The organism is Streptomyces venezuelae, assembly GCF_008642375.1.
In the GTDB taxonomy this organism is placed as follows: Bacteria; Actinomycetota; Actinomycetes; order Streptomycetales; family Streptomycetaceae; genus Streptomyces; species Streptomyces venezuelae_G.
The window spans coordinates 7,543,089-7,565,923 of sequence record NZ_CP029194.1; the positions used below are offsets into that span (position 1 = coordinate 7,543,089).

A 22,835-nucleotide genomic window follows, 5' to 3' on the forward strand; every position below is an offset into this window, starting at 1 on the left:
AACGCCGAGTCGTACCCGAACGCCGAGCCGTATCCGAACGCGCCGGCCGCCTCGTCGGTCAGGCCGTCGCGGCGGCGACGGTCTCGCGGGTGAGCAGGCGGCGGATGTCGGTGACGGCCGCGCGGCCGGCCCGGTTGGCGCCGATCGTCGAGGCCGAGGGGCCGTATCCGACGAGGTGGACACGCTCGTCCCGGACCGCGCGCGTCCCCTCGACCCGGATGCCGCCGCCGGGCTCCCGCAGGTGCAGCGGTGTCAGATGGTCGATCGCGGGGCGGAAGCCGGTCGCCCAGAGGATCACGTCCGCGTCGACGGTCCGCCCGTCGTCCCAGGCCACCCCGGTCGGGGTGATCCGGTCGAACATCGGGAGCCGGTCCAGGACACCGCTGGCGCGGGCCTCGCGGATCGCGTCGTTGAGCGGGAGGCCGGTGACCGAGACGACGCTCTGAGGCGGCAGGCCGAGCCGTACGCGCTCCTCGACGAGCGCCACGGCGGCGCGGCCCTCGGCCTCCCCGAAGGGGCCCTCGCGGAAGACGGGCTCGCGCCGGGTCACCCAGGTCGTCTCCGCGGCGACCTCGGCGATCTCCATGAGGTGCTGGGTCCCGGAGGCCCCGCCCCCCACGACGATCACCCGCTTCCCGGCGAACGCCTCCGGGCCCGGGTAGCCGGAGGTGTGCAGCTGGCGGCCCCGGAAGGTCTCCTGGCCCTGGTAGCGGGGCCAGAAGGGGCGGTCCCAGGTACCGGTCGCGTTGATCAGGGCGCGCGTCGCGTACACGCCCTCCGAGGTCTCGACCAGCATCCGCCCGCCGGCACCGTCACCGCCCCCGTCCTCCCCGGCGGCCCCGGCGTCTCCGTCGCGGACGGCGGTGACGTCGACAGGCCGGTGGACGCGCAGGTCGAAGGTCCGCTCGTACGTGTCGAAGTACGCGCCGATCACCTCCGAGGACGGCCGCGCGGGGTCGGCGCCGGTCAGCTCCAGGCCGGGCAGCGCGTACATTCCGTGCACCTTGCCGTACGTGAGGGACGGCCAACGGAACTGCCAGGCGCCGCCCGCGTGCGGGGAGTGGTCGAGCACCACGAAGTCCCGGTCCGGTTCCAGGCCGGCGCGTCGCAGGTGGAAGGCGGCCGAGAGGCCCGCCTGCCCGGCGCCGATGACGACGACGTCCACGGTGGTGACCTGCGCCTCTGCTCCAGCAAATTCGTTCACGGTTCTACTAACTCTGCGGGGGCCGGAGATCTTCCCGCCGGGCGACGAGCCCGCGCGCCACCAGCTCCGGCGTCACGCCCTCGCCGAACCAGTACGCCTCCTCCAGGTGCGGGTAGCCCGACAGGACGAAGTGCTCCACGCCCAGGTCGTGGTACTCCTCGATCCGGTCCGCGATATCGGTGTGGCTGCCGACGAGCGCGGTGCCGGCCCCGCCCCGGACGAGACCGACCCCCGCCCACAGGTTCGGCGAGATCTCCAGCTTGTCCCGGTCGAGCGAGCCGCCCCCGTGGAGGGCCAGCATGCGCTGCTGGCCCACGGACTCGGTGCGGCCGAGGAGCCGCTGGGCCGAGGCGACCGTCCCGTCGTCGAGGTCGGCGAGCAGCCGGTCGGCCGTGGCCCACGCCTCCCGCGCCGAGTCGCGCGAGACCGTGTGCAGCCGGATCCCGAAGCGGACCGTCCGGCCGCGCTCCTCCGCGAGGCGCCGGATCCAGTCGATCTTCTCCTTCACCTGCCACGGCGGCTCGCCCCAGGTCAGGTACACGTCCGCGTGCTGCGCCGCGACCGGACCCGCGGCGGCGGACGAGCCGCCGAAGAAGACCTCCGGCAGGGGGTCCGGCGGCAGGGCGGTCAGCCCGCCCTCGATGCGGAAGTGCTGCCCGTCGAAGTCGTACGGCCGCCCGCTCCACGCGCCCCGCACGACCGACAGGAACTCGGCCGTGCGCGCGTAGCGCCGGTCGTGGTCGAGGCGGTCGCCGAAGCGGCGCTGCTCGGCGGAGTCGCCCCCGGTCACCACGTTGAGCAGCAGCCGGCCCCGGGTGATCCGCTGGTACGTGGCCGCCATCTGCGCCGCGAGGACGGGGGAGATCACCCCCGGCCGGAACGCCACCAGGAACTTGAGGCGTTCGGTGTGCTGGGCGAGCGCGACCGTGGTCAGCCACGCGTCCTCGCACCACGTCCCGGTCGGGGTCAGTACCGCTTCAAAGCCCAACTGCTCGGCGGCTTTGGCTATTTGGATGAGGTAGTCGATGTCGGGGGCGCGGAGCCCCGGGACGGTCCCGTCCCGGGTGATCCCGCCGTCCGCGTAGGCGTGCCGGTCGACGAGGGTCCGGCCGTCGCCGCCGGTCGGAAGGAACCAGTGCAGGTGGACGGTCATCAGGAGGCCTTTCCGTCGGCGCGAAGGTGCGCCTCGGCGGTCGTGGGCGCGGAGCGGGCACGCGCGCACGACGAACGGGGCGAAGGGGAGGGAGAGCGGGGAGGGGTGGGGGTGAGGAGGCGTCAGCGGCCGCGGCGACACGCGGCGGAGGCCACTCGCAGCAGGTCGATGTGACCGCGCGTCGTGAGCAGGGCTGAACGCAACATGGCGCGAACGTAGCCGCCGCGGTGGAGGGGGGTCAACGACCGCCTTGAGGCGTGGACCGGACGGCTTGGCCGGAATTCGCCTTGTGGTCGCATGCCGGACCCCTTTTGCCGCCAGCTAAGGTTAGGCTAACCTTCGGGTCGTGCAAGCAGGTGAACAGACCTCCGCGGCCCCGGGCCCCCACGGTCATGAACTCTCGGCCATGGGTGTCACCGTGGCGTACGACGGCGTCGACGTCGTCCACGACGCGGCGATGACGCTGCGCCCGGGCGAAGTGACCGTCCTCGTCGGCCCGAACGGCAGCGGCAAGTCGACGCTGCTGCGCACCATCGCGCGCCTCCAGCAGCCGCGCACCGCCACCCTCGTCCTCGACGGGGACACCGACGCCCTCGCCCTGAGCCCCCGTGAGTTCTCGCGCCACGTGGCTCTGCTCACGCAGGGCCGCCCCACCCCCAGCGGCCTGACCGTGCGGGACGTGGTCGAGTTCGGCCGCTACCCCTACCGAGGACGCTGGGGCAAGGCCGACCCGGGCGGCCGGGAGGCGGTGGACCGCGCGCTCGCCATGACGGGCGTCACGGAACTCGCGGAGCGCGGCGCCGAACACCTCTCCGGCGGCCAGCTCCAGCGCGTCTGGCTCGCCGGCTGCCTCGCGCAGCAGACGGGCGTGCTGCTGCTCGACGAACCCACGACCTACCTCGATCTGCGCTACCAGGTCGAACTCCTCGACCTCATGCGCGATCTGGCGGACGACCACGGCATCGCCGTCGGCGCCGTCCTCCACGACCTCGACCAGGCCGCGGCCGTCGGCGACCGGATCGTCCTGCTCGAAGCGGGTCGGATCGTCGCGGACGGCGACCCCGAGGACGTACTGACTCCCGAGCGGCTGACCGCCACGTACGGCATCCGCATCGACGTAGACACCGACCCCCTGACCGGACGGCTGCGCACGCGCGCCATCGGTCGGCACCACTCGCGAAGCGAAAGGCTCAGCACCACCTCATGAAGCGCCTCCTCCTCACCACGGCGATCGCCACCACCGCGGCCCTCGCCCTCACGGCCTGCGGCACCACCGAGCCGGCCGCCGACGACGCGAAGAAGTCCGCCGAGCCCATCACCCTCACCGACTCCACGGGCGAGAAGGTCGAGCTCGACGGCCCCGCCAAGAAGGTCGTCGGCACCGAGTGGAACGTCGTCGAGCACCTGATCACCCTGGGCGTCGACCCGGTGGGCGTCGCCGACGTCAAGGGCTACAAGACCTGGGACACCGCCGTCCCGCTCAAGAACGAGCCCAAGGACATCGGCACCCGCGGCGAGCCCAGCGTCGAGACCGTCGCCTCCCTCAAGCCCGACCTCATCGTCGCCACCACCGACCTGCCGCCGGCCGCCGTGAAGCAGCTGCGCAAGGTCGCCCCGGTCCTGACGCTGAAGGCCGCCGACGCCGCCGACCCGATCGGCCGCATGAACGCCGACCTCGACGCCATCGCCAAGGCCACCGGCACCACGCAGAAGTCCGAGGAGCTGAAGAAGCAGTTCCAGGCGAAGCTCGACGAGGGCAAGAAGAAGCTCGCCGACGCCGGTCTCGCCGGCACGAAGTACGCCTTCGCCGACGGCTACGTCATGTCCAACCAGGTCTCGATCCGCCCCTACACCAGCGGCTCGCTGATCGGTGCGGTCAACGAGAAGCTCGGTCTGAAGAACGCCTGGACCGTCAAGGGCGACCCGGCCTACGGTCTCGGTGCCACCGACGTCGAGGGCCTCACCAAGCTCGGTGACGTCCAGTTCGCCTACGTCGGCAACGACGGCGACGCCTCCAGCACCCCCTTCACCGGCGTCCTCGCCAAGGACAAGGTCTGGACGTCCCTGCCGTTCGTCAAGAAGGGCAACGTGCACCGACTGCCCGACGGCATCTGGATGTTCGGCGGCCCCCAGTCGATGAGCAAGTACGTCGACTCCGTCGTCACCGCCCTGACGAAGTAACACCATGGCCGTCACCGCAACCACCCCCGCCACCCGTCCGCCGACGGCCACGTCCCGGACGGGCGCGGCCCCGGTGACGGCCGCCCTGGTCCTTCTCGTCGCGGGCCTCGCGCTCGTCGACATCACCCAGGGCACCGCCGCGGTCGGCGCGCCCGAGGTGTGGAAGGCGTTCACGGGCCAGGCCGATCCGGCCGACGCGTCCGTCGTCATCGCCTCCCGCCTGCCGAGGATGACCGCCGGCCTCCTGGTCGGCGCCGTCCTCGGCATGGCGGGCGCCGCCCTCCAGGCCGTCAGCCGCAACGTCCTGGCCTCGCCCGACACCCTCGCCGTCAACGCGGGCTCCTACTTCGCGCTCGGCCTCACCGCCGCCTTCGGTCTCTCTCTGCCGCTCCTCGCCTCCTCGGCCTTCGCCTTCGCCGGCGGACTCGCGGCAGCGGCCGTCGTCCTCGTCCTCTCGGGCCTGGGCGCCGGAACGGTCCGTCTGGTCCTCGCGGGCAGCGCCCTCACCCTCGGCCTCACCGCCGTCACCGAGGGCCTGCTCCTGCTGTTCCCCCGGCAGACCGAGGGCCTTTACCAGTGGAACCAGGGCAGCATCAGCCAGAGCGGCTTCGACGGCGTCCTGCAGATGGCCCCGATCGCCGTCGTCGGCCTCGTCGGCCTGCTGCTCCTCGCCCGCAGGGTCGACGCCCTCGCCCTCGGCGACGACGCCGCCCGCGGCGTCGGCGTGCCCGTCCGGGCCACCCGGATCACCGCCGTCGTCCTCGCCGCCCTGCTCTCCACGGCAGCCGTCACCCTCGCCGGACCCGTCGGCTATGTCGGCCTCTGCGCCCCCGCGCTCGTCCGGCCCCTCGCCCGCACCTTCCGCGGGTTCACCAAGTCGCGCGGCTTCCTGCCCGCCGCCGGACTCACCGGCGCCGCCCTCGTGCTCGGCTCCGACGTCCTGCTGCGCGCCCTCGTACCGTCGGACGTGGTGGTCTCCGTGCCGACCGGTGTCGTCACCAGCCTCGTCGGCGCCGTCTTCCTGATCGTCATGGCCACCCGCGTCCGGGACACGACCGGAGCCGCCGCCACCGAGCAGCTCCGCATCAGGAGCCGGGCCCGCTTCCTCACCGTCACCGCCGTCCTGGTGGCCGTGGCGATCGGCGTCACCGTCGCGGGCGTCCTGCTCGGCGACAGCAAACTGCTCCTCGGCGACATCGTGAACTGGGTCCAGGGCCAGGCCGGCCGGACCGTCACCTTCGTCCTCGACACCCGGGTGCCCCGCGTCCTCGCCGCCCTCTTCGCGGGAGCCGCGCTCGCCCTGGCGGGCACGGTCGTCCAGGCCGTCACCCGCAACCCCCTCGCCGAACCCAGCATCCTCGGCATCTCCGGCGGCGCCGCGCTCAGCGCCGTGCTCCTCGTCACGACCGTGCCCATGGCCGGCTCGTGGGGCATGGCGGGCGCCGCGTTCGCAGGAGCCGTCGTGAGCTCGGTCCTCGTCTTCGGGCTCGCCGCCCGGGGCGGGTTCCAGCAGAACCGGCTCGTCCTCGTCGGCTTCGGTGTCGCCACCGCTGCCGCCGCCCTGATCAGCCTCCTGATCATCCTCACCGACCCGTTCAACGCGACGAAGGCCCTCACCTGGCTCTCGGGCTCCACCTACGGGCGGTCCATGCCCGACGTGGTGCCTCTCGTCGCCGTCCTCGCGGTGGGCGCGGCCGTCGCCTTCGCCCGGCGTACCGAACTCGACCTCGTCTCCCTCGACGAGGACACCCCGCGCCTCCTCGGCCTCGGCCTGGGCCGCGCCCGCCTCGGCTTCCTCGCCCTCGCCGTCCTGCTCACCGCCACCGCCGTGGCCGCCGCGGGCACGATCGGCTTCGTGGGACTCGTGGCACCGCACGCGGCCCGCGCCCTCGTCGGCCGGCAGCACGCCCGCGTCGTCCCGGTCGCCGTGCTCCTCGGCGCCGTCCTCGTCTGCGCCGCGGACCTGGTGGGCCGCACCGTCATCGCACCGGCCCAGCTCGGCGCCGGTCTCATGACGGCCGTGATCGGCACCCCGTACTTCCTGTACCTGCTGGTACGCAGCCGGGGATAGCCACGGACAGGTATGAGGGGGTGTCCTCGGGACACCCCCTAAGCTGCCATCCGGCACAGGTCCCGACCCAGGAGCGCACCTCATGTTCGACCGCGACCGGAAGCACCCCTACCCCGACGCCCTGCGCGCGGACGCGGCGCCCGCTCCGCACCCGCTCCTCGCGCCGGTCACCGGTCTCCTGGGCACCTGGACCGGCCGGGGCCACGGCTCGTACCCGACGCTCGCCGAGGAGTTCGCGTACGAGCAGGAGGTCACCTTCAGCCACGACGGGCGCCCCTTCCTCCACTACGAGGCCCGCGCCTGGATCGTCGACGCCGACGGCACCCCGCAGCGGCCCGCCGCGCGCGAGAGCGGCTGGTGGCGGATGCAGCCCGACGGGCGCGTCGAGGCACTGATCACCCAGCCGACCGGCATCGCGGAGATCCTGGTCGGCGGCGCGGCCGACGGCGGGGCCGACCTCACCACCCATCAGGTGGCGCTCACCCCCACGGCCAAGGAGGTCACCGCCACCCGCCGCCGCTACACCCTCACCGACGAGGACACGCTCGACTTCCGCCACGACCTCGCGGCGGTCGGTCAGCCCCTCCAGTACCACCTTTCGGCACAGCTCCGACGCGAGAACGGGAACTGAATCCATGCGGCGTGCGACCGAGGACGACCCGTACCTGTGGCTGGAAGAGGTGTCCGGTGAGCGCGCGCTCGCCTGGGTCGCCGAGCGGAACGCCGAGGCGGCCGACGCCCTGGCCGCCGACCCCGGTTTCGCCGCGCTCAAGGAGCGGGTGCGTGACGTCATGGACGCCGCGGACCGCATCCCGTACACCGTCCGCCGCGGCGCCCACCTCTACAACTTCTGGCGCGACGCCGAGCACCTGCGGGGCGTGTGGCGCCGCACCACCCTGGAGCAGTACCGCAAGGACGCCCCCGAGTGGGAGGTCCTCCTCGACGTCGACGCGCTCGCCGAGGCCGAGGGCGAGAAGTGGGTCTGGGACGGGGCCCGCGTCCGCCGCCCCGAGCACGACCGTGCGCTGGTGAGGCTGTCGCGCGACGGCGGGGACGCCGTGGTGGTCCGGGAGTTCGACCTCGGCACCCGGCGCTTCGTCGAGGACGGCTTCCGGATCGCGGAGGCGAAGACCCGGACCGGCTGGATCGACGACGACACCCTCTTCATCGGTACGGACACCGGGCCCGGCTCGCTCACCGACTCCGGCTACCCGCGCCAGGTCCGCAGATGGCGGCGGGGCACCCCGGTGGAGGAGGCCGAGCTCGTCTTCGAGGCCGGGCAGGGCGACGTGTCGGCCTGGGGCTACCGGGACGACACCCCCGGTTTCGAACGGGACTTCGTGGGCCGCGCCCTCGACTTCTTCCGCAGCGAGACGTACCTCCTGCGGCCCGACTCCACGCTCGTCAGGATCGACGTCCCCGAGGACGCCGTCGCGTACGCCCACCGCCGGCATCTGATCGTCACCCTGAAGTCCGAGTGGCTCGGGCAGCCGACCGGCTCCCTCCTCGCCTTCGACTTCGACGCCTTCCTCGCCGGCGACCGCACCCCCGAGGTGCTCTTCACCCCGGACGAGCGGACGGCCCTGGCCGGGCACGCGTGGACCCGCCACCACCTGATCCTGGAGACGATGCGCGACGTCAGCACCCGCATCGAGGTCCTCACCCCCGCCCCCGAGGGCGGCTGGACCCGCGAACCGCTCGTCGGCGTACCGGAGCTGTCCGCCGTCAGCGTCGTCGACACCGACCCCGACGTCTCCGACGAGTACTTCCTCGACCTGTCGGGCTTCCTCCAGCCCTCGACCCTCCACCGCGGGGTGATCGGCGGCGACACGGAACTCCTCAAGCAGGCCCCGGACCGCTTCGACGCGTCGGGCCTCACCGTGCGGCAGCACTTCGCGTCCTCCCCGGACGGGACGAGCGTGCCGTACTTCGTCATCGGCCCCGACCACGCCGCCACCGGCCCCGGCCCCACCCTGCTCTACGGCTACGGCGGCTTCGAGGTCTCCCTCACACCGTCGTACGCCTCCGTGACCGGCCGGGCGTGGCTGGAGCGCGGCGGCACGTACGTGATCGCGAACATCCGGGGCGGCGGCGAGTACGGACCGGACTGGCACCAGGCCGCCCTGCGCGCCGACCGGCCGCGCGCCTTCGAGGACTTCGCGGCCGTCGCCGGGGACCTGGTCACCCGGGGCGTCACCACCCCGGCCATGCTCGGCGCCTCCGGGGGCAGCAACGGCGGCCTGCTCATGGGTGCGATGCTCACCCGCCACCCCGAGCTCTTCGGGGCGATCGTCGCGCAGGTGCCGCTGCTCGACATGACCCGCTTCCACCGGCTCCTCGCCGGCGCCTCCTGGATCGCCGAGTACGGGGACCCCGACGACGAGGCCGATCTCCCGCACCTCCTCGACATCTCCCCGTACCACCGCCTCACCGCGGACGCGGACTACCCGCCGGTGCTCCTGATGACCTCGACCCGCGACGACCGCGTCCACCCCGGGCACGCGCGCAAGACGGCGGCGCGGCTGCGGGAACTCGGCCATCCGGTGCTGTTCCACGAGAACACCGGCGGCGGACACGCGGGCGCCGGAGACAACGAGCAGGCCGCGCACAACAGCGCCCTCGTGCACACCTTCCTGTGGCAGCGGCTGGCCGGCCCGGCCGCCGACTGACCGACGTCCCCCTCGGGCCCGGTGTCACAACCAGCCGTGACGCTGGGCCTGGAGGGCCATCTGGAAGCGGCTGGAGGCGCCGAGCCGGGCCATGAGGATCTGGATCCGGCGGAACAGCGTGCGGCGGCTGACGCCGAGCTCCCGGGCGATCACGTCGTCGCTCGCGCCGCCCGCGAGCAGCCACAGCAGGCGCCGGTCGGAGGGCGGCAGGCCACCCGGGCGGGCGGTGTGGCCGTGGAAGGGCAGAGCGTTCTGCCAGGCCTGCTCGAAGAGTGCCACGAGCGCGGAGAGCAGCCCGCAGGGCTGGACGACGAGCATCGTGTTGTGGACGTCCGCCTCCCTGATCGACAGGGAGACGAGCGCGTACGCGTCGTCGATGATCACCAGCTTGACCGGTACCGACGGCAGCACCCGCGCCTGCTCTCCCGCCTCCACGCAGGGCTCGATGGCCGATTCCAGATTGCCCGGCAGCTCCAGCGACTCCCGCGAGTACACGACGCGCTGCGTCACCCCGCGGGCCAGGGTCGCCAGCGCGTCCTCGGTGGCCTCGGGCAGCGGGAAGTACGGCGGGGAGTCGAGCTGGCGGATCTGCCGGCGGGCACTGGCCCAGGCCTGACGCATCCGCAGGCCGACGGCGTCGCCCGTGACGACCTCCACGAGATGGTCGGTGTCACCGGCGAGCCGCTGCCGCCGGAACGACTCGAACGCGCTCCCGACGGTGATCCGGGACTCGTCGAGCTCGGCCGCCCGGTGCCGGCCGAGGATCTCCAGGCCCGCGGCGGGCGGCACGGGCGCCACGACGTCCCCGCCCTCCGCGGCGGCGCTCGCGAGACCGGCGTCGACGAGGGCGCCGTACGCCGCCGAGAGCGCGCCACCCTCCACGCCGGCCGCCGAGCCGACCGCGCTCAGCGGCGCGGGCGCCAGCTCCAGGAGCCGCAGGTAGACCCGGACCGCGTCGTCACCGATCCCCAGGAGCCGGAGGGCCTCGCCGAGCTTCGCATTCGCCATGGGCCGCATTATCGACGGCCCGGCCGCCGCTCCGCACCCAGCGGAGAGGCGGCGGATGGCCGATCTGTGCCACTGGCGGTCCTGGGCACCCGGTGGGCTCCGCGCGCAGTACTGTCCGTGAGCCGCCGATGACCCGGTGGCTCACGGAGGACCTCTCCGGGAAGAACCGACAAGAACCGAGAAGAAGGTGCATCGCATGGCGAAGCGTCGAAAGAACGGGCTCTACGACGGCGTCTCCGCGGAGCTCTCCGCCCTGATGCGGACGGGGTGGGCGGACACCGAGCGCCACGGCCTGGAGGCCGACGAGCAGGCTCCGTACGCGGCCGCCCGCCGCGCGGCCCTCTCGGCGCTCTTCCCGGGCGAGCGCCTGGTGATCCCGTCCGGCAACCTGAAGACCCGCTCGAACGACGACACCTACCCCTTCCGCCCGTACACCGGCTACGTGCACATGACCGGCGACCAGGCCCGCGACGGCGCCCTCGTGCTCGAACCCCGCGCGGACGGCGGCCACGACGCCTACTGCTACCAGCTGCCCCGGGACAGCCGCGACAACGACGAGTTCTGGATCGGCTACTCGGCCGAGCTGTGGATGGGCCGGCGCCGCTCCCTGGCCGAGGCCGAGAGCGTCCTCGGGCTGCCCTGTCGCGACGTCCGCACGATCGCCGCGGACCTGGCCGCCGCCTCCTCCGAGGTCCCCACCCGGATCGTGCGCGGCCACGACCCGGCCCTGGAGGCCGCCGTCACCACCGACGAGGAGCGCGACTACGAGCTGGAGGAGGCCCTCAGCGACCTCCGGCTCGTCAAGGACGACTGGGAGATCGGCGAGATGCGCAAGGCGGTGGACTCCACCGTGCGCGGATTCACCGACTGCGTCTCCGAGCTGTCCTGGGCGATCGCGACCTCCGAGCGGTGGATCGAGGGCACCTTCTTCCGCCGTGCCCGCCTGGAGGGCAACGCCCTCGGCTACGGCTCGATCTGCGCCGCCGGCGAGCACGCCACGATCATGCACTGGACGGACAACGACGGCCCGGTCCGCCCCGGCGAGCTGCTCCTGCTCGACGCCGGCGTGGAGACCAACTCCCTCTACACCGCCGACGTCACCCGCACCCTCCCGATCAGCGGCACCTTCAACGACGTGCAGCGCAAGGTGTACGACGCGGTCTACGAGGCCCAGGAGGCCGGCATCGCCGCCGTCAAGCCGGGCGCCCGGTACCGCGACTTCCACGAGGCGTCCCAGCGCAGCATGACGGCGAAGCTGGTCGAGTGGGGCTTCATCGAGGGCCCCGTCGACCGGGCGTACGAGCTCGGCCTCCAGCGCCGCTTCACGATGGCCGGCACCGGCCACATGCTGGGCCTGGACGTCCACGACTGCGCCCACGCGCGGAACGAGGAGTACGTCGACGGCCTCCTGGAGCCGGGCATGGTCCTCACCGTCGAGCCGGGCCTGTACTTCCAGCCGGACGACCTGACCGTGCCCGAGGAGTGGCGCGGCATCGGCGTCCGGATCGAGGACGACCTCGTCGTCACCGAGAACGGCAACGAGAACCTGTCCGCCGGTCTGCCGCGCTCCTCGGACGAGGTCGAGGCGTGGATGGCCGAGTTCGCGGGCTGACCGGCTCGCGCCCACCTCCTTCCCGCTATGTCTCCGGGTCCTCGTAGAGGGCGAAGAGGCGCGGGAGGGGGGTGCTGCCTTCCGGTGCGGGGTGGTTCGCGAGCGCGGTCCAGCAGGTCGCCATGAGGTGCCGGGCCCGAGTGCCCGGCCAGGCGCGGGGGAGGAGCTCGGCGGGCAGCAGCGGGTCCGGTGTCATCGCGTACGAGAAGGCCGCGGCCAGCCGGACCGCGAGGCTCAGCCGCTCGGCGGACGCGAGGGGTTCGGCGCGGTCGAGGCGGTCGAGACAGGAGCGGGCGAAGGCGGCGAGGGTGTCGTGACGGGCGGCGATCTCGTCCAGGGGCCAGAGCGAGGCGGCGAGGGCCGGCGCTCCGGCGACCCCGCCGACGCGGAGGTCGGTGCTGGTCAGACAGGTCAGCGAGGCGACGACACCGAGGTGTTCGGCCCGCGCCTCGACGAGCGGCTCGATCGGGTGGGCGCACGCGTACAGACCGCCCTGGAGCGGGGCGGCGCCCAGGTGGAGCAGGGTGTCGCGGAGCGCGTCGCGGGCGGCACGCTCGGACTCGGGGACGGCGAAGGCGAAGAGGTGCCACACGCCGTCCCAGGGGGCGAGCCCGTGGTCCTGCCGGTAGGCGAGGCGGACATGGGCGGCGTCCGGGGCGAGCGCGCCGGTGGCGGCGTCGGCGACGGAGCGGAGGACCGCCTTGCGGCCGCGGCCCTCGTGGGTGAACCGTCCCTCGGCGACGAGCCGCTTCACGCAGAGCCGCACCTGCTGGTCGGTCATGCCGAGGAGGCCGGCCACCGTGTAGAGCTCGCCGGCGTCCACGGTGCCGTCCTCGCGGACGAGGGCGTGGACGAGGGTGCGGGTCGGGACGTTGACGGTGCTGCCTTCGGCGGTGCTGCCTTCGGCGGTGGTGTCGGTGCCGGCCTTGGTGTCGGTGCGGGTCATCGGGCCTCCCGGCCGGGGGACGCGTCGGCCGGCGTGACCGGCCGGTGCATGGTGGTGACGGCGCCGAAGCCCATCAGGTCGCGCAGGTAAGGCGTTCGCTCGGTGCGGACCGCGGCGAAGCCGTGCCGCTCGTAGAGGGCACGGGCCCGTGGGTTCACGTCGATGACGTCGAGCCGGATCCGGCGGCAGCCGGCCTCGGCGGCCACGGCCGCGATCTCGCGCAGCAGCATCGTGCCGATGCCCGCGCCGCGGTGTCCGGGGGCGACGGCGATGCCGTCCATCACCAGCTCGCCGGACGTGGGTCTCCGTTCGAGGAGCGCCAGCAGGGCCACCCGGTGCAGCCCGCGCAATACGCCGTACGCCGACAGGACGTCTCCCGCCCCGCCGCCCAACAGGCCCCGCCCGTCGAGCCGGTAGCCGGCCACCCCGGCCACATCGCCGCCGACGAGGGCGGTGACGGCGCGGTCGTGGTGCAGGTGGGCGGCGAGGAAGGCACGGGCCTTGTCGGGCGGATCGAGCGCGGCGCCGAGCTTACGTCCGAACGCCTCCCAGTAGAGGGCGGCGACGCGCGCCGCGCCGCCCTCCGGTACGCCCCGCCGCACCACCGTCGTCGTGTCCATCGGCACACCTCGTCCCGTCCGTCACGGGCCGGGGCGGTGAGCCCGCAGCCGCACTATCACCCTCGTAACGTTCGCTTGCGATGCGACCGTTTGTCAAACGATAGATTCACATTCTCGGCCATGTGTTCGGATAAACGTGTCCGGACGGCTCCGAGCGGCCCGCGAATTCACCGGTTCAGGTGACAGGGGTCGAGGCGAAACGTCCCTCCCGGCACGGACGCGGCCACGCTCGACGGGACACATGGACCCACCCTGTGGAGCGTCCGATGCAGCTGATTCCTCGTCACGACCCGCACCTCGTCGTCCGGTCGACCGGTGGACTCACCGTCGCCGTGCTCGACGGCGAGCTCGATCTCGTTCTGGTGCGGCACCTGAGGCCCGAGCTCGACGCCCTCGTCAGGGAGTCCGATGCCCTGACCGTCGACATCCGTCGTCTCACCTTCTGCGACGCCACCGGTCTCGGCCTGCTCGCCCACTGTGCAGGGAAGGTCCAGGCGCGGGGAGCTCGCTGGCGGCTGATCTGCGACCAGCCGTGGATCCTCCGGCTCATCCGTCTGGCGGCGCTGGGCGAGCTCCTGCGGCCCGAGGCGGCGCCGGCGGATCAGTCGGCCGTCCGGCCCTCCGGGCCCGGGGTGGCGAGCCCGGTCTCGTAGGCGGCGATGACCGCCTGGGCGCGGTCGCGGAGACGGAGCTTCGACAGGATGCGGGCGACGTGCGTCTTCACCGTCGCCTCGCTCAGCCGGAACCGCGCGGCCAGTTCGGCGTTGGTGTGCCCGCGCGCCAGCGCTTCGAGGACCTCCAGCTCGCGCGGGGTGAGCGTGGCGAGGTCGCGGTGCAGCGGAGCCGTCCGCTCACCGGCCCCGGCGAAGCGCTCCACGAGCCGGCGCTGATCGCCGGGGCCGGCGGGGCGTCCCGGGAGCGGACGAGCCGGCTGACGGTGATGCTGGTCGTGGTGGCCCCCTGGGGGTGTTCAACACGGTGATCCTCGACACCCCCGACCGGGCCCGTGACCTGGGCGTCTGCAAGGCCCTGGGCGTGACCCCGCGTCAGGCGGTCGCCCAGGTCCGCACCTCGGCCGCCGGCATCGGCATCGTGGCGGGCGCGGCCGGCGTCCCGCCGGGCGTGGCCCTGCACCGCTGGGTGATACCCGCGATGGGCCGCGCGGTCGGCACCACGATCCCGTCGGCCGGCATCGACGTGTACGGGGCGCCGCTGCTCGCGCTCCTGGCCGTCGCCGGGGTCGTGATCGCGACCGCGGGCGCGCTGCTCCCGGCGGGCCGGGCGGCCCGCACCGGCACGGCGCACGCCCTGCGGGCGGAGTGACCGGACGCCGGCTCGCGGGGGCGGGCGCGCTGCCCGCGATACCGTCGCGGCATGTCTGAAGTCCGGTTGACCACGCCTTCCTTCCTCGTGCTCGGCATCATCGACCACCTGGGCGAGGCGAGTCCGTACGACGTGAAGGTCGAGGCCGCGCGAACCGTGGCCCCCTTCTGGTCGATGCCCCACGCGCAGGTCTACGCCCAGTGCGACCGGCTCCTGCGGGCGGGTCTCCTTTCGGAGGTCCGGCAGTCCGGTGGCCGGAACCGGCGGCTGATGAAGCTGACGGAGGAGGGGGCGGAGGCTCTGCGGAGCTGGCTCGCCGACTCCTCCTTCGTCCCCGTCGAGGCCCGCGAGCGCGGCATCCTCAAACTGTGGTTCGGCGCCAGCCCGCGCGTCCACGCCCCGGTCCAGGTCGAGGAACACCGGCGCACCCTCGGCGAGTACGAGGAACTGGCCGAGGGGGTCGGGGAGTTGCTGACGCGCGGGCAGCGCGAGGCGCTGGAGTTCGGCATCCGGTACGAGCGGATGATGGTGGACTTCTGGCAGTGGGTGGAAACCCGCGAGCCCTGAGCGGCCAACGGCCCGGCCCCGCCGCCGACTTTGTTACCGACCGGTTGACCCCGGCCGTGTCCCGCCCTACCTTCCTCCATAGTCCAGACGGGACTATCGCGTGTTCGCGTTCGGAGGGGGAACCGCCGTGGGGCGTCCGACAAGCACGAGACGGGGAAGGGCGTCCGCCCTCGCGGTCACGGTGGTCTGTCTGGCGTACGCGCCGATCGCGATGACCGAACTCTGGCCCTACGCGAGCCCCGGGGCGCCCGCCATCGGCGAGTGGCTCCTCGGCAAGTCCGTCTCCCCGGAGTTCGTGGCCGAGGCGGTGCGCGACCGGATCGGCCCGTACAGCCGCAGCCTGGCCCCGCTGATCGTGCACTCCGTCCTCGGCGGCCTGCTGATGCTGCTCGGTCCCGTGCAACTGCTCTCGGCCGTGCGTCGGCGCGTCCGGCTGCACCGGATCGCGGGCACCGTCTTCGCCGTCACCGTGTACGTGTCCATGGCCGGCGCCGCCCTCTACCTCGTCCGCACCCCGCCGGAGCAGGCGTTCAGCGGCGCCGCTTTCTGGATCGTCCTCGCCACGATCCTGGTCGGCACGGTCGGCAGCGTGACCCTCGGCGTCCTCGCCGCCGTCCGCGGCTTCCCGGACCTGCACCAGCGCTGGATGCTGCTCTGCTACGGCTTCCTGATGACGGCTCCGCTGCTCCGCCTCGAATGGGGCATCCTGCCCTCCCTCTATCCCGGGCTCTCGATCCAGGACGTCAACCGCGTCGCGATCATGCACCTCGGTTCCCTCGTCTCCTTCGGCGCCCTGCTCGCCACCCGCGCGCTCGACCGGCGCACCACCGTCCCCGGTCTGACCGGCACCTGGTGCCCGGGGCCGGTCCTGGTCGCCGCCCACCTCGCGGGCGCCACCGGACTGACCTGGATCACGGCCGCCTTCCTCGGCCAGGGGACGGGAGGGCGCAGGCTGCTCCTCGCCCATGTCGTCCCGTACGCCGTGACCTACGCGGTCATCGCGGTGCGGGCGGCACGCGCGCGCGTGCGGGGTGCCGACTGGGCGCGCGAGGAGTGGCGCCTGCACCTGGCGGCCCTGTGCCTGGCGCCCGCGTTCTCGGCGGTGGCCGTGCCCGTACTGGAGCGGACCATGGGCCTCGACCGGCTCACGGCCCTGATCGCCGGCGTCGGCATCGGCTGCGGCATGCTCGCCTACGCGGCAGTCACCGTGGTGAGCCTGCGCGTGCTGTACGGTCGCGAACTCCTCAAGCGGCAGCGGGCGTCGGCCGGCCGGTCGACCGCACAGGAGGCGGCGGTGGCCACCCCTGATGCGGTGTCCGTCGTGGCCGTCTCGCGGGAAGGCGACCGCTGATGGGGGCGGGGGCGGGTGCGGTCGACGGGAGGGAGCTCTCGCCCGCCGTGGTGATCCTGAGCGGCGTCGTGGGCGGCATCAGCCTCACCGTCGGGGCCCTGCTCGCCGTCACGAGCCTCGCCGGACACGCTGCGGGCGCCTGGGTGTCCCCGGAGCCGCTCAGCCCCGGTCTTCTGGGGGCCGCGATGGCCGGGGTCGCGCCCGCGCTGTTCACCCTCGGCCGGGTCCGCGTCTGGGAGGAGGCGCGCAGCCTCGTCCTGCCGCTGGCGATCGTCCTGGTCGGCCTCTTCGCGGTGAGTCTGCTGAACGGCGGCACTCTCCAGGCCGTCCACGGCGGCCCGTTGTTCCTCGCCCTCTTCAGCCTCGGCTGGGTCGCCGTCCTCGGAGTGCTCGCACTCGCCGCCGTCGTGTGCCTCGTCGCGCAGTACGGCAGGCCGGCTCCGCCGCCCGGGGCGGCCGAGCGCCCGCGTGTCGCCCCGCTGCCCGGCTGGTCGAAACCGCTCCTCGCGGTCCTCGGCTCCGGTTGGCTCGGCATCGGCGCGGGCCTCCTCGCCTTCCCCGCCTTCTGGGGCCCGCTCGTGCCGTGGACGGTGAACCGCGCCGACGCGCAGGGCCTCGGGGTGTGGGCGCTCGCGCTCGGCGTCGGCGTCCTCGGCTCTCTCGTCGAGGACGACCTGGCCCGTATCCGTCCGGCCCTCACGGCCGTGCCGGCGGTGGCACTGGCCGTCGCCGTCCTGCTCGCCGTCCACGCCCGGTCCGTCGACTGGACGTCCGGCCCGGGCGTCTCGCTCCTCGCCCTCGTCGCCGGCCTGTTCACGACCGGCGCCGCCGGCCGCCTGCTCCTGGCCCGGGCCGGTGCCGGAGGTAAGGCCGTGAACAGCGGGTGATCGGCCGAAATAGCGTGGAGCCGTGTGGTCCGTGGGAGTGATGATGACGGGATGACCCAGCACACGCGGCCCGTGGACGCCCTGATCGTCGTGGACGTGCAGTCCGCCTTCGTCGTCGGTGACGGGGCCGTGCCGGCGGCCGGCCTGCTCGTCGAGCGGACGACGGACCTGATCGCCCGGGCCCGGAGGGACGGGGCGCTCGTCGTCCACCTCCAGAACGACGGGCCGCCCGGAGCGGAGGACGAGCCCCACACGCCGGGCTGGGAACTCCACCACCCCGTCCTGCCCGGCCCCCGGGAGCTGGTGATCCGCAAGCCCTGGGACGACGGCTTCGAGGAGACCTCGCTGGGCGAGGTGCTCACCGGTGCCGGGGTCCGGTCCATTGCCGTCTGTGGCGTGATGTCCGAGATGTGCGTTCAGGCGACGGCCCGTACGGCCCTGGACCGCGGCTACCGCGTCGTCGTGCCGTACGACGCCCACGCCACCCAGGACTGCCCGGCGGTACCGGGCGTCTACGAGGCCGTCCCGGCCGCGACGGTCTCCCGCGTCGCGGCCTACGCTCTCGGAAGCGACGCGGAGGTCACCGTCCGCGCGGCCGACGTCACCTTCTCGGCGGCCCCATCCGCTCCGTGAGATGGGATATTGCACAATCCTGCAATTCGTTCCATCCTGGTCCGGCCCCCACGCCCTCCCGCCGCCGCACCCGGCGCCACCGCCGAACGACAGGGAAGACGACGCGCATGACCATCGAATGGCGTTACACGGTCCAGCAGGAGCTGGGCGTGCTGTCCCTGGCCGGGTTCCTCGGCGCCGACGCGCTCGGGCGGTTCACCGGTGCCGTCGGCTGGGCGGTCGCGCGCGGTACGGGACCTGTCGTCCTCGACCTGAGCCGGCTGCGCGGCTGGTCCACGGGCGGTCAGCACGCCGTCACGGAGGCGGCCCACCGGCTCCGGGCCGCGGGCCGGAGCCTCGAAGTCGCCGCGATCCCCTCCGACGGCTCCCTCGCCCCCGCGGGAGACGGCCCGGAGATCCCGGTCCACTGCGACCTCGACGCGGCGTTCGCCGCCCATCGCGGCGCAGGTGCGGAACAGCGCGCCTGGCGCAGCGACGCGTGGCCGAGCGAGTGAGCCGGGCCCGGCGTTCCGCGCGGCCCGACTCCGGAGATCGCTAGCCCGCGCACCCCGGAAAACGCGAGGATGGGGGCATGGTGCACTGTGCTGGTTCGACGCGAGGCGCGGGGTGGGTGCGATGAGCGCGCCGCTCTACCAGTCGAAGGCGGAGTTCTTCAAGACACTGGGACACCCCGTCCGGATCCGCGTCCTGGAGCTGCTGGGCGAGCGTGAGCACGCGGTCGCCGAGATGCTGCGCGACACCGGAGTCGAAGCGGCGTACCTCTCCCAGCAGTTGGCCGTGCTGCGCCGGGCGAACCTTGTCGTCGCCCGGCGCGAGGGCGTGGCCGTGTACTACGCGCTGACCGGCTCGCGGGTCACGGAACTCCTCCTGGTGGCCCGCTCGATCCTGACCGGCGACGCCCTCGCGGGACAGGCGGTCACGCCTCCGGACCGGGCTCCGGCTGGATGCCCGCGAGCAGATTGAAGGCCCCGGTCAGCAGGTTCAGCGTGACCACCCCGACCACCTCCGCGATCACCCGGTCGCTCCAGCCGTGCGCCCGTACCTCGGCGACGTCGTCGTCGGACAGCGAGCCCGGTTCGGCGAGGACCCGGAGCGCGAGGCCGATGAGCGCCGCCTCGCGTGGATCGGTCGACGTGCCCTGGCGGGCCAGTTCGATGTCCGTCTCGCTCAGCCCCGCCGCGCGCCCGGCCGAGCGGTGCGCCTCGCGGCAGGTGCCGCAGCCGATCCACTCCTGCACGGCGAGCGACAACTTCTCGCTGAGGGCGCGGGGGATCTTCACCCGTTTCATCGCCCGGGACAGGCTCAGATAGCCGTCGAGCAGCGCGGGCGAGTGCGCCATCGTCGACACCATCTCGCCGACCGAACCGTGCCGTTCGGCGATGTCGGTGAGCACCTCGCGTGCCCGTCCCGGTGCCTGCTCGGGGGCGAGCGCGGTCAGCCTTCTCGTGGTCACGGAACCTCCTCGTTATACCCGTGGGGGGTATAACGAGGAGAGGGGTGCGGGAGTTCCCCGACGCCTCCCGGGACGTGAGGGGGCCAGTTTGAGAGGGTTTCAGGGGATCTCAGGAACCTCACGGACCTCAGAGGGCGAAGGCAGCGTCAGTGTCAGGCGGGACGGGCCGTGGAACACCCAGTCGGGGGCGTACTCCACCTCGACCCCGGGCCGGACGCCCGGGGCGAGCGCGGGCAGCCGGTCGAGCAGGACGCCGAGCCCGATCTCCGCCTCCGCCCGCGCGAGCGCCGCCCCCGCGCAGTAGTGGATGCCCAGGCCGAACGCGCAATGGCGGCCGCTGTCCCGGTGGATGTCGAGGACGTCGGGGTCCGGGAAGCGGTCCGGGTCCCGGTGCGCCGAGCCCAGGACCAACTGCAGGCGGTCGCCCCGGCGGACGGTCCGGCCCGCGAGCTCCACGTCCCGCTGAGCCCATCTCGTCACCATCTGCACGGGCGGGTCGTGCCGCAGGAACTCGTCCACGGCGTTCGGCAACAGCCCCGGATCGGAGCGGAGTTCCTCCCGCACCTCCGGGCGAGCGAGCAGCGCGAGCACCGCCTTGCCGAGCAGACCCGTCGTCGTCTCGTGCCCGGCGGTCAGCAGATGCGTACAGGTCGCCGCCAGCTCCGAGCCGCTCAGCGACGGATCATCCGCCCCGGCCCGGGCCAACGCCGAGAGGAGATCCCCACGGCCCTCGGTACGCCGTGCCGCCAGCTCCCGGTGGAAGTACCCGTCCAGCTCCGCAGCCGCCCGCTCGGCCCCCTCCAGGGCGGCCGGCGTCCGGTCGCCCCGCGTCCCGCCCGCCTGCTGGAGAGCCAGCGCCTGCGCACGGAACCACGGCCACCGCTCGGCCTCCACCCCGAGCAGTCCACCGATCACCAGCAGCGGATACGGGGCCGCGAACCCCTCGACGAGCTCCACCACCGACCGCCGCGCGAGCGGCGCGACGAGCTCCTCCGCGATCTCCCGCACGCGCGGACGCAGCGCCGCCACCGCGCCGGCCCCGAGCGGCGGCGTCACCCGGGCGCGCAACCGCGTGTGCCGGGGCGGGTCGAGGAAGACGAGCCAGTTCTCGACGACCCGCCGCAGCGTGACGTACCCGTCCGGGACCGGCGCCGCCCGCGCCGTCAGCGGGGAGGACCGGCCGAAGCCCCGGCCCGCCAGGACGTGCGCCACCTCCGTGTGGCCGAAGAGGTACCAGGTCGTGGGCGCCGCACGGCCGTGCGCGTCCCGCCCGCCCCGTACGGCGTGCACCGGGTCGGCCTCGCGGTAGCGCCGGTAGACGGGGTAGGGGTCGGCGAGGTTCAGCCGCGCCGGGTCGAAGGGTTCCGGCGCGTCGCCCGCTCCCGTACCGGCCCCGCTCATCCGCCGGCCCCGCGCACCACATCGACGATCCGCAGCGGATCGGCCGGCGGGGCGACCCCACGCCACGCCACGTGCCCGTCCGGGCGCACCAGCACGAACGGCCGCTCGTACCGCCGCGCCACCCGGGGGTCGCGACAGTGCCGTACGCGAAGGGGGACCCGGCGGTCGGCGAAGGCGCGGAGGAGACCGTCGGGGGAGCGGCCTCCGGCACGGGTGCCGCCGCTCGCTCCCGCTCCGGTTCCGCCTCTCGGGTCGAAGCAGAGCAGGACGAACTCCCCGCCGTACAGGTCGAGTGTCGACCGGCCGGGTCCGAGCCACTCGTGGGGCGCCCGGACCCCGGGCAGCGTCGTCCGGTTCCAGACCGGCCCGTCCACCCCGCTTGCTCCGTCGACCCCCTCGACCCGGTCTGCCCCGTCCGCCACAGGGCCGGCTCCCTCTTCCTCGTCCACGATCGCCGTCGACATGTACCGGTGCGCGAAGTGCTGGTCCGGTGCGTCGAACTCCCTGAGCGGATCCGAGTCCGCGATCTCCCGGCCCAGTTCGGCGCGTGCCCGCTCTCCGTCCTCCGTCGCGTCGCGCAGCGCGGCCGAGAGCCGTCGGTCGACGGTCCGCCGCAGGTTGCGGTGGCTCTCCTCCAGGCTGCTGACGGCGACCGGCCGCCGCTCGCTCTCGTACGTGCCGAGCAGCCCGGACCCCGCCCAGCCGGCCAGCTCCGCCGCCAGCTTCCACCCGAGGTCGGCCGCGTCGCCCACACCCGTCGCGAGCCCGAAGCCGCCCGACGGCGACAGCGTGTGCGCCGCGTCCCCGGCGAGGAAGACCCGTCCCTCGCGGTACACCGACGCCACCCGGTGCGTCAGGTGCCAGGTGGTGTCCGAGACCACCTCCACCGGCACGTCCGGCGTGATCGCCCGCCGCACGACGCGCTCGGCGTCGGCGGGCCCGGCGGGACACGTCAGCCGGTACAACTCCCGGCCGTCCATCGCCCTCAGCGGATAGCGCAGCCCGCCCGGCTCCGTGACGAAGTGGACGAGCGCCGCGCGCGGGCCGAGCACGGCTCCCAGCCCGGGGGCGCGGAAGAGGATGTTGCGCAGGGTGCGGGTGCGGTGCCGCTCGGGCGCGGCGATACCGCAGGCCTTGCGCACGGGAGAGGAGGCCCCGTCGCAGCCCACCAGGTACCGGGCGTGCACCGTCGTCCGCACCCCCGCCCCGTCCACGAGGGCCGCGCTGACCCGGTCGGGCTTGGGGGCGAGCCCGACCAGGCGCGTGCCGAGCCGGACCGGTCCCGCCGGCCGGACCCCCAGGTGCGCGGTGAGCAGGGGGGCCAGCCAGTGCTGCGGGCAGATCGACTCGGGTTCCGGCGTGTACGAGGGCGGGGGACGCTCACCGGCCGTGCCGAGCCGCAGCCGGTGCAGCTCGTACCCGCCGACGGCGGTCACCCACGCGATGTCGAGCGTGTGGTCCGGCGGCCAGCCCGCGCCACGGATCGCGTCCGCGACGCCCCAGCGCCGGAACGCCTCCATGGCGCGCGGGCCGACGGTGGAGACCCTCGGGTGGATGACCCGCCCGTCCCCGGCCTCCACCAGGACGAAGTCCACGCCCCGGTGGGTGAGGTCGAGGGCGAGCGCGAGTCCGACGGGCCCGCCGCCCACGATCAGTACCTCGGTCTCCTCGACGGCGGACCGGCCCGCCGTCCGAGGTGTCCCCGTACCCCTGCTCGTACTCTCGCCGCCGCTCCTGCTCCTGCTGTCCGACACGG

Annotated in this window: 23 protein-coding genes and 1 pseudogene; 14 read left to right on the forward strand and 10 right to left on the reverse strand. The window is 73.8% G+C overall.

Annotated features, from left to right (window positions below):
- Positions 1-58: 58 nt before the first annotated feature.
- The 3 genes from DEJ46_RS34390 to DEJ46_RS40995 all read right to left on the reverse strand — a co-directional run bounded on the left by DEJ46_RS34390 (position 59) and on the right by DEJ46_RS40995 (position 2,656).
- Complete coding sequence (locus DEJ46_RS34390; protein ID WP_150272630.1) at positions 59-1,204, reverse strand: NAD(P)-binding domain-containing protein; 1,146 nt, start codon at positions 1,202-1,204, stop codon at positions 59-61.
- Positions 1,205-1,211: 7 nt separating this feature from the next.
- Positions 1,212-2,357: an LLM class flavin-dependent oxidoreductase gene (locus tag DEJ46_RS34395; protein ID WP_150272631.1), complete on the reverse strand. Its 1,146-nt coding sequence runs from the start codon at positions 2,355-2,357 to the stop codon at positions 1,212-1,214.
- Positions 2,358-2,479: 122 nt separating this feature from the next.
- Complete coding sequence (locus tag DEJ46_RS40995) at positions 2,480-2,656, reverse strand: putative leader peptide (RefSeq protein ID WP_359683959.1); 177 nt, start codon at positions 2,654-2,656, stop codon at positions 2,480-2,482.
- A 107-nt stretch (positions 2,657-2,763) separates the two neighbouring features.
- Between DEJ46_RS40995 and DEJ46_RS34400 the strand changes: the two genes are divergently transcribed.
- The 5 genes from DEJ46_RS34400 (at position 2,764) to DEJ46_RS34420 (ending at position 9,278) form a co-directional block, all read left to right on the forward strand.
- Entirely contained in the window at positions 2,764-3,564 is an 801-nt protein-coding gene (locus tag DEJ46_RS34400) for an ABC transporter ATP-binding protein (RefSeq protein WP_190623032.1), read from the forward strand.
- Positions 3,561-4,538 carry an iron-siderophore ABC transporter substrate-binding protein gene (locus tag DEJ46_RS34405; protein ID WP_150272635.1) on the forward strand — a complete coding sequence of 326 codons (978 nt, stop codon included), beginning with the start codon at positions 3,561-3,563 and terminating at the stop codon, positions 4,536-4,538. Before DEJ46_RS34400 ends, DEJ46_RS34405 begins: the two co-directional genes overlap by 4 nt.
- Positions 4,539-4,542: 4 nt before the next feature.
- On the forward strand, positions 4,543-6,609 hold the full coding sequence (locus DEJ46_RS34410; RefSeq protein ID WP_150272637.1) for an iron ABC transporter permease: 2,067 nt from the start codon (positions 4,543-4,545) through the stop codon (positions 6,607-6,609).
- A gap of 82 nt (positions 6,610-6,691) precedes the next feature.
- Complete coding sequence (locus DEJ46_RS34415) at positions 6,692-7,240, forward strand: FABP family protein (RefSeq protein ID WP_150272638.1); 549 nt, start codon at positions 6,692-6,694, stop codon at positions 7,238-7,240.
- A 4-nt stretch (positions 7,241-7,244) separates the two neighbouring features.
- Positions 7,245-9,278: a prolyl oligopeptidase family serine peptidase gene (locus tag DEJ46_RS34420; RefSeq protein ID WP_150272640.1), complete on the forward strand. Its 2,034-nt coding sequence runs from the start codon at positions 7,245-7,247 to the stop codon at positions 9,276-9,278.
- 24 nt (positions 9,279-9,302) lie between these two features.
- On the opposite strand, the gene DEJ46_RS34425 is transcribed toward DEJ46_RS34420, so the two are convergent.
- Positions 9,303-10,286, reverse strand: a complete 984-nt coding sequence (locus DEJ46_RS34425) for a LuxR family transcriptional regulator (RefSeq protein WP_190623034.1) — start codon at positions 10,284-10,286, stop codon at positions 9,303-9,305.
- Positions 10,287-10,482: 196 nt separating this feature from the next.
- Here DEJ46_RS34425 and DEJ46_RS34430 point away from each other — a divergent pair, with 196 nt between their 5' ends.
- Entirely contained in the window at positions 10,483-11,898 is a 1,416-nt protein-coding gene (locus tag DEJ46_RS34430) for an aminopeptidase P family protein (protein ID WP_150272644.1), read from the forward strand.
- A gap of 25 nt (positions 11,899-11,923) precedes the next feature.
- Here DEJ46_RS34430 and DEJ46_RS34435 read toward each other — a convergent pair whose 3' ends face one another.
- On the reverse strand, positions 11,924-12,844 hold the full coding sequence (locus DEJ46_RS34435) for a PaaX family transcriptional regulator C-terminal domain-containing protein (RefSeq protein ID WP_150272645.1): 921 nt from the start codon (positions 12,842-12,844) through the stop codon (positions 11,924-11,926).
- Positions 12,841-13,464 (reverse strand): GNAT family N-acetyltransferase, encoded by a 624-nt coding sequence (locus tag DEJ46_RS34440; protein ID WP_150272647.1) that lies wholly within the window; start codon positions 13,462-13,464, stop codon positions 12,841-12,843. The genes DEJ46_RS34435 and DEJ46_RS34440 overlap by 4 nt, the downstream gene beginning before the upstream one ends.
- A 266-nt stretch (positions 13,465-13,730) precedes the next feature.
- On the opposite strand from DEJ46_RS34440, the gene DEJ46_RS34445 reads away from it, so the two are divergent.
- Entirely contained in the window at positions 13,731-14,117 is a 387-nt protein-coding gene (locus DEJ46_RS34445; RefSeq protein WP_150272649.1) for an STAS domain-containing protein, read from the forward strand.
- Here the strand turns inward: DEJ46_RS34445 and DEJ46_RS40225 are convergent.
- A pseudogene (locus tag DEJ46_RS40225) lies at positions 14,066-14,394 on the reverse strand (response regulator transcription factor); the annotation flags it as partial. The gene DEJ46_RS34445 and the pseudogene DEJ46_RS40225 sit on opposite strands and share 52 nt — an antisense overlap.
- 36 nt (positions 14,395-14,430) lie before the next feature.
- Between DEJ46_RS40225 and DEJ46_RS40230 the strand changes: the two are divergent.
- From DEJ46_RS40230 to DEJ46_RS34480, 7 genes are all read left to right on the forward strand, one after another.
- Complete coding sequence (locus DEJ46_RS40230) at positions 14,431-14,787, forward strand: ABC transporter permease (RefSeq protein ID WP_317852205.1); 357 nt, start codon at positions 14,431-14,433, stop codon at positions 14,785-14,787.
- A gap of 51 nt (positions 14,788-14,838) precedes the next feature.
- Positions 14,839-15,354, forward strand: coding sequence for a PadR family transcriptional regulator (locus tag DEJ46_RS34455; RefSeq protein WP_150272651.1), 516 nt, complete (start codon positions 14,839-14,841; stop codon positions 15,352-15,354).
- A 127-nt stretch (positions 15,355-15,481) separates the two neighbouring features.
- A complete protein-coding gene (locus DEJ46_RS34460) occupies positions 15,482-16,705 on the forward strand; it encodes a DUF2306 domain-containing protein (protein WP_223835325.1) in 1,224 nt (407 codons plus the stop codon).
- Positions 16,705-17,592, forward strand: a complete 888-nt coding sequence (locus tag DEJ46_RS34465) for a hypothetical protein (RefSeq protein WP_150272653.1) — start codon at positions 16,705-16,707, stop codon at positions 17,590-17,592. The genes DEJ46_RS34460 and DEJ46_RS34465 overlap by 1 nt, the downstream gene beginning before the upstream one ends.
- 51 nt (positions 17,593-17,643) lie before the next feature.
- Positions 17,644-18,225 (forward strand): isochorismatase family protein, encoded by a 582-nt coding sequence (locus DEJ46_RS34470; protein ID WP_150272655.1) that lies wholly within the window; start codon positions 17,644-17,646, stop codon positions 18,223-18,225.
- A gap of 107 nt (positions 18,226-18,332) precedes the next feature.
- Positions 18,333-18,719 carry an STAS domain-containing protein gene (locus DEJ46_RS34475; protein WP_150272657.1) on the forward strand — a complete coding sequence of 129 codons (387 nt, stop codon included), beginning with the start codon at positions 18,333-18,335 and terminating at the stop codon, positions 18,717-18,719.
- A 121-nt stretch (positions 18,720-18,840) separates the two neighbouring features.
- On the forward strand, positions 18,841-19,188 hold the full coding sequence (locus tag DEJ46_RS34480; protein WP_150272659.1) for an ArsR/SmtB family transcription factor: 348 nt from the start codon (positions 18,841-18,843) through the stop codon (positions 19,186-19,188).
- Here DEJ46_RS34480 and DEJ46_RS34485 read toward each other — a convergent pair.
- The 3 genes from DEJ46_RS34485 to DEJ46_RS34495 form a co-directional block, all read right to left on the reverse strand.
- The gene (locus tag DEJ46_RS34485; protein ID WP_150272662.1) at positions 19,142-19,678 is read right to left on the reverse strand and encodes a carboxymuconolactone decarboxylase family protein; all 537 of its coding nucleotides are present in this window, start codon (positions 19,676-19,678) and stop codon (positions 19,142-19,144) included. The two genes, DEJ46_RS34480 and DEJ46_RS34485, sit on opposite strands and share 47 nt — an antisense overlap.
- A gap of 99 nt (positions 19,679-19,777) precedes the next feature.
- Positions 19,778-21,079, reverse strand: a complete 1,302-nt coding sequence (locus tag DEJ46_RS34490) for a cytochrome P450 (protein WP_150272664.1) — start codon at positions 21,077-21,079, stop codon at positions 19,778-19,780.
- Positions 21,076-22,833 carry an FAD-dependent monooxygenase gene (locus tag DEJ46_RS34495; RefSeq protein ID WP_150272666.1) on the reverse strand — a complete coding sequence of 586 codons (1,758 nt, stop codon included), beginning with the start codon at positions 22,831-22,833 and terminating at the stop codon, positions 21,076-21,078. The genes DEJ46_RS34490 and DEJ46_RS34495 overlap by 4 nt, the downstream gene beginning before the upstream one ends.
- Positions 22,834-22,835: the final 2 nt, after the last annotated feature.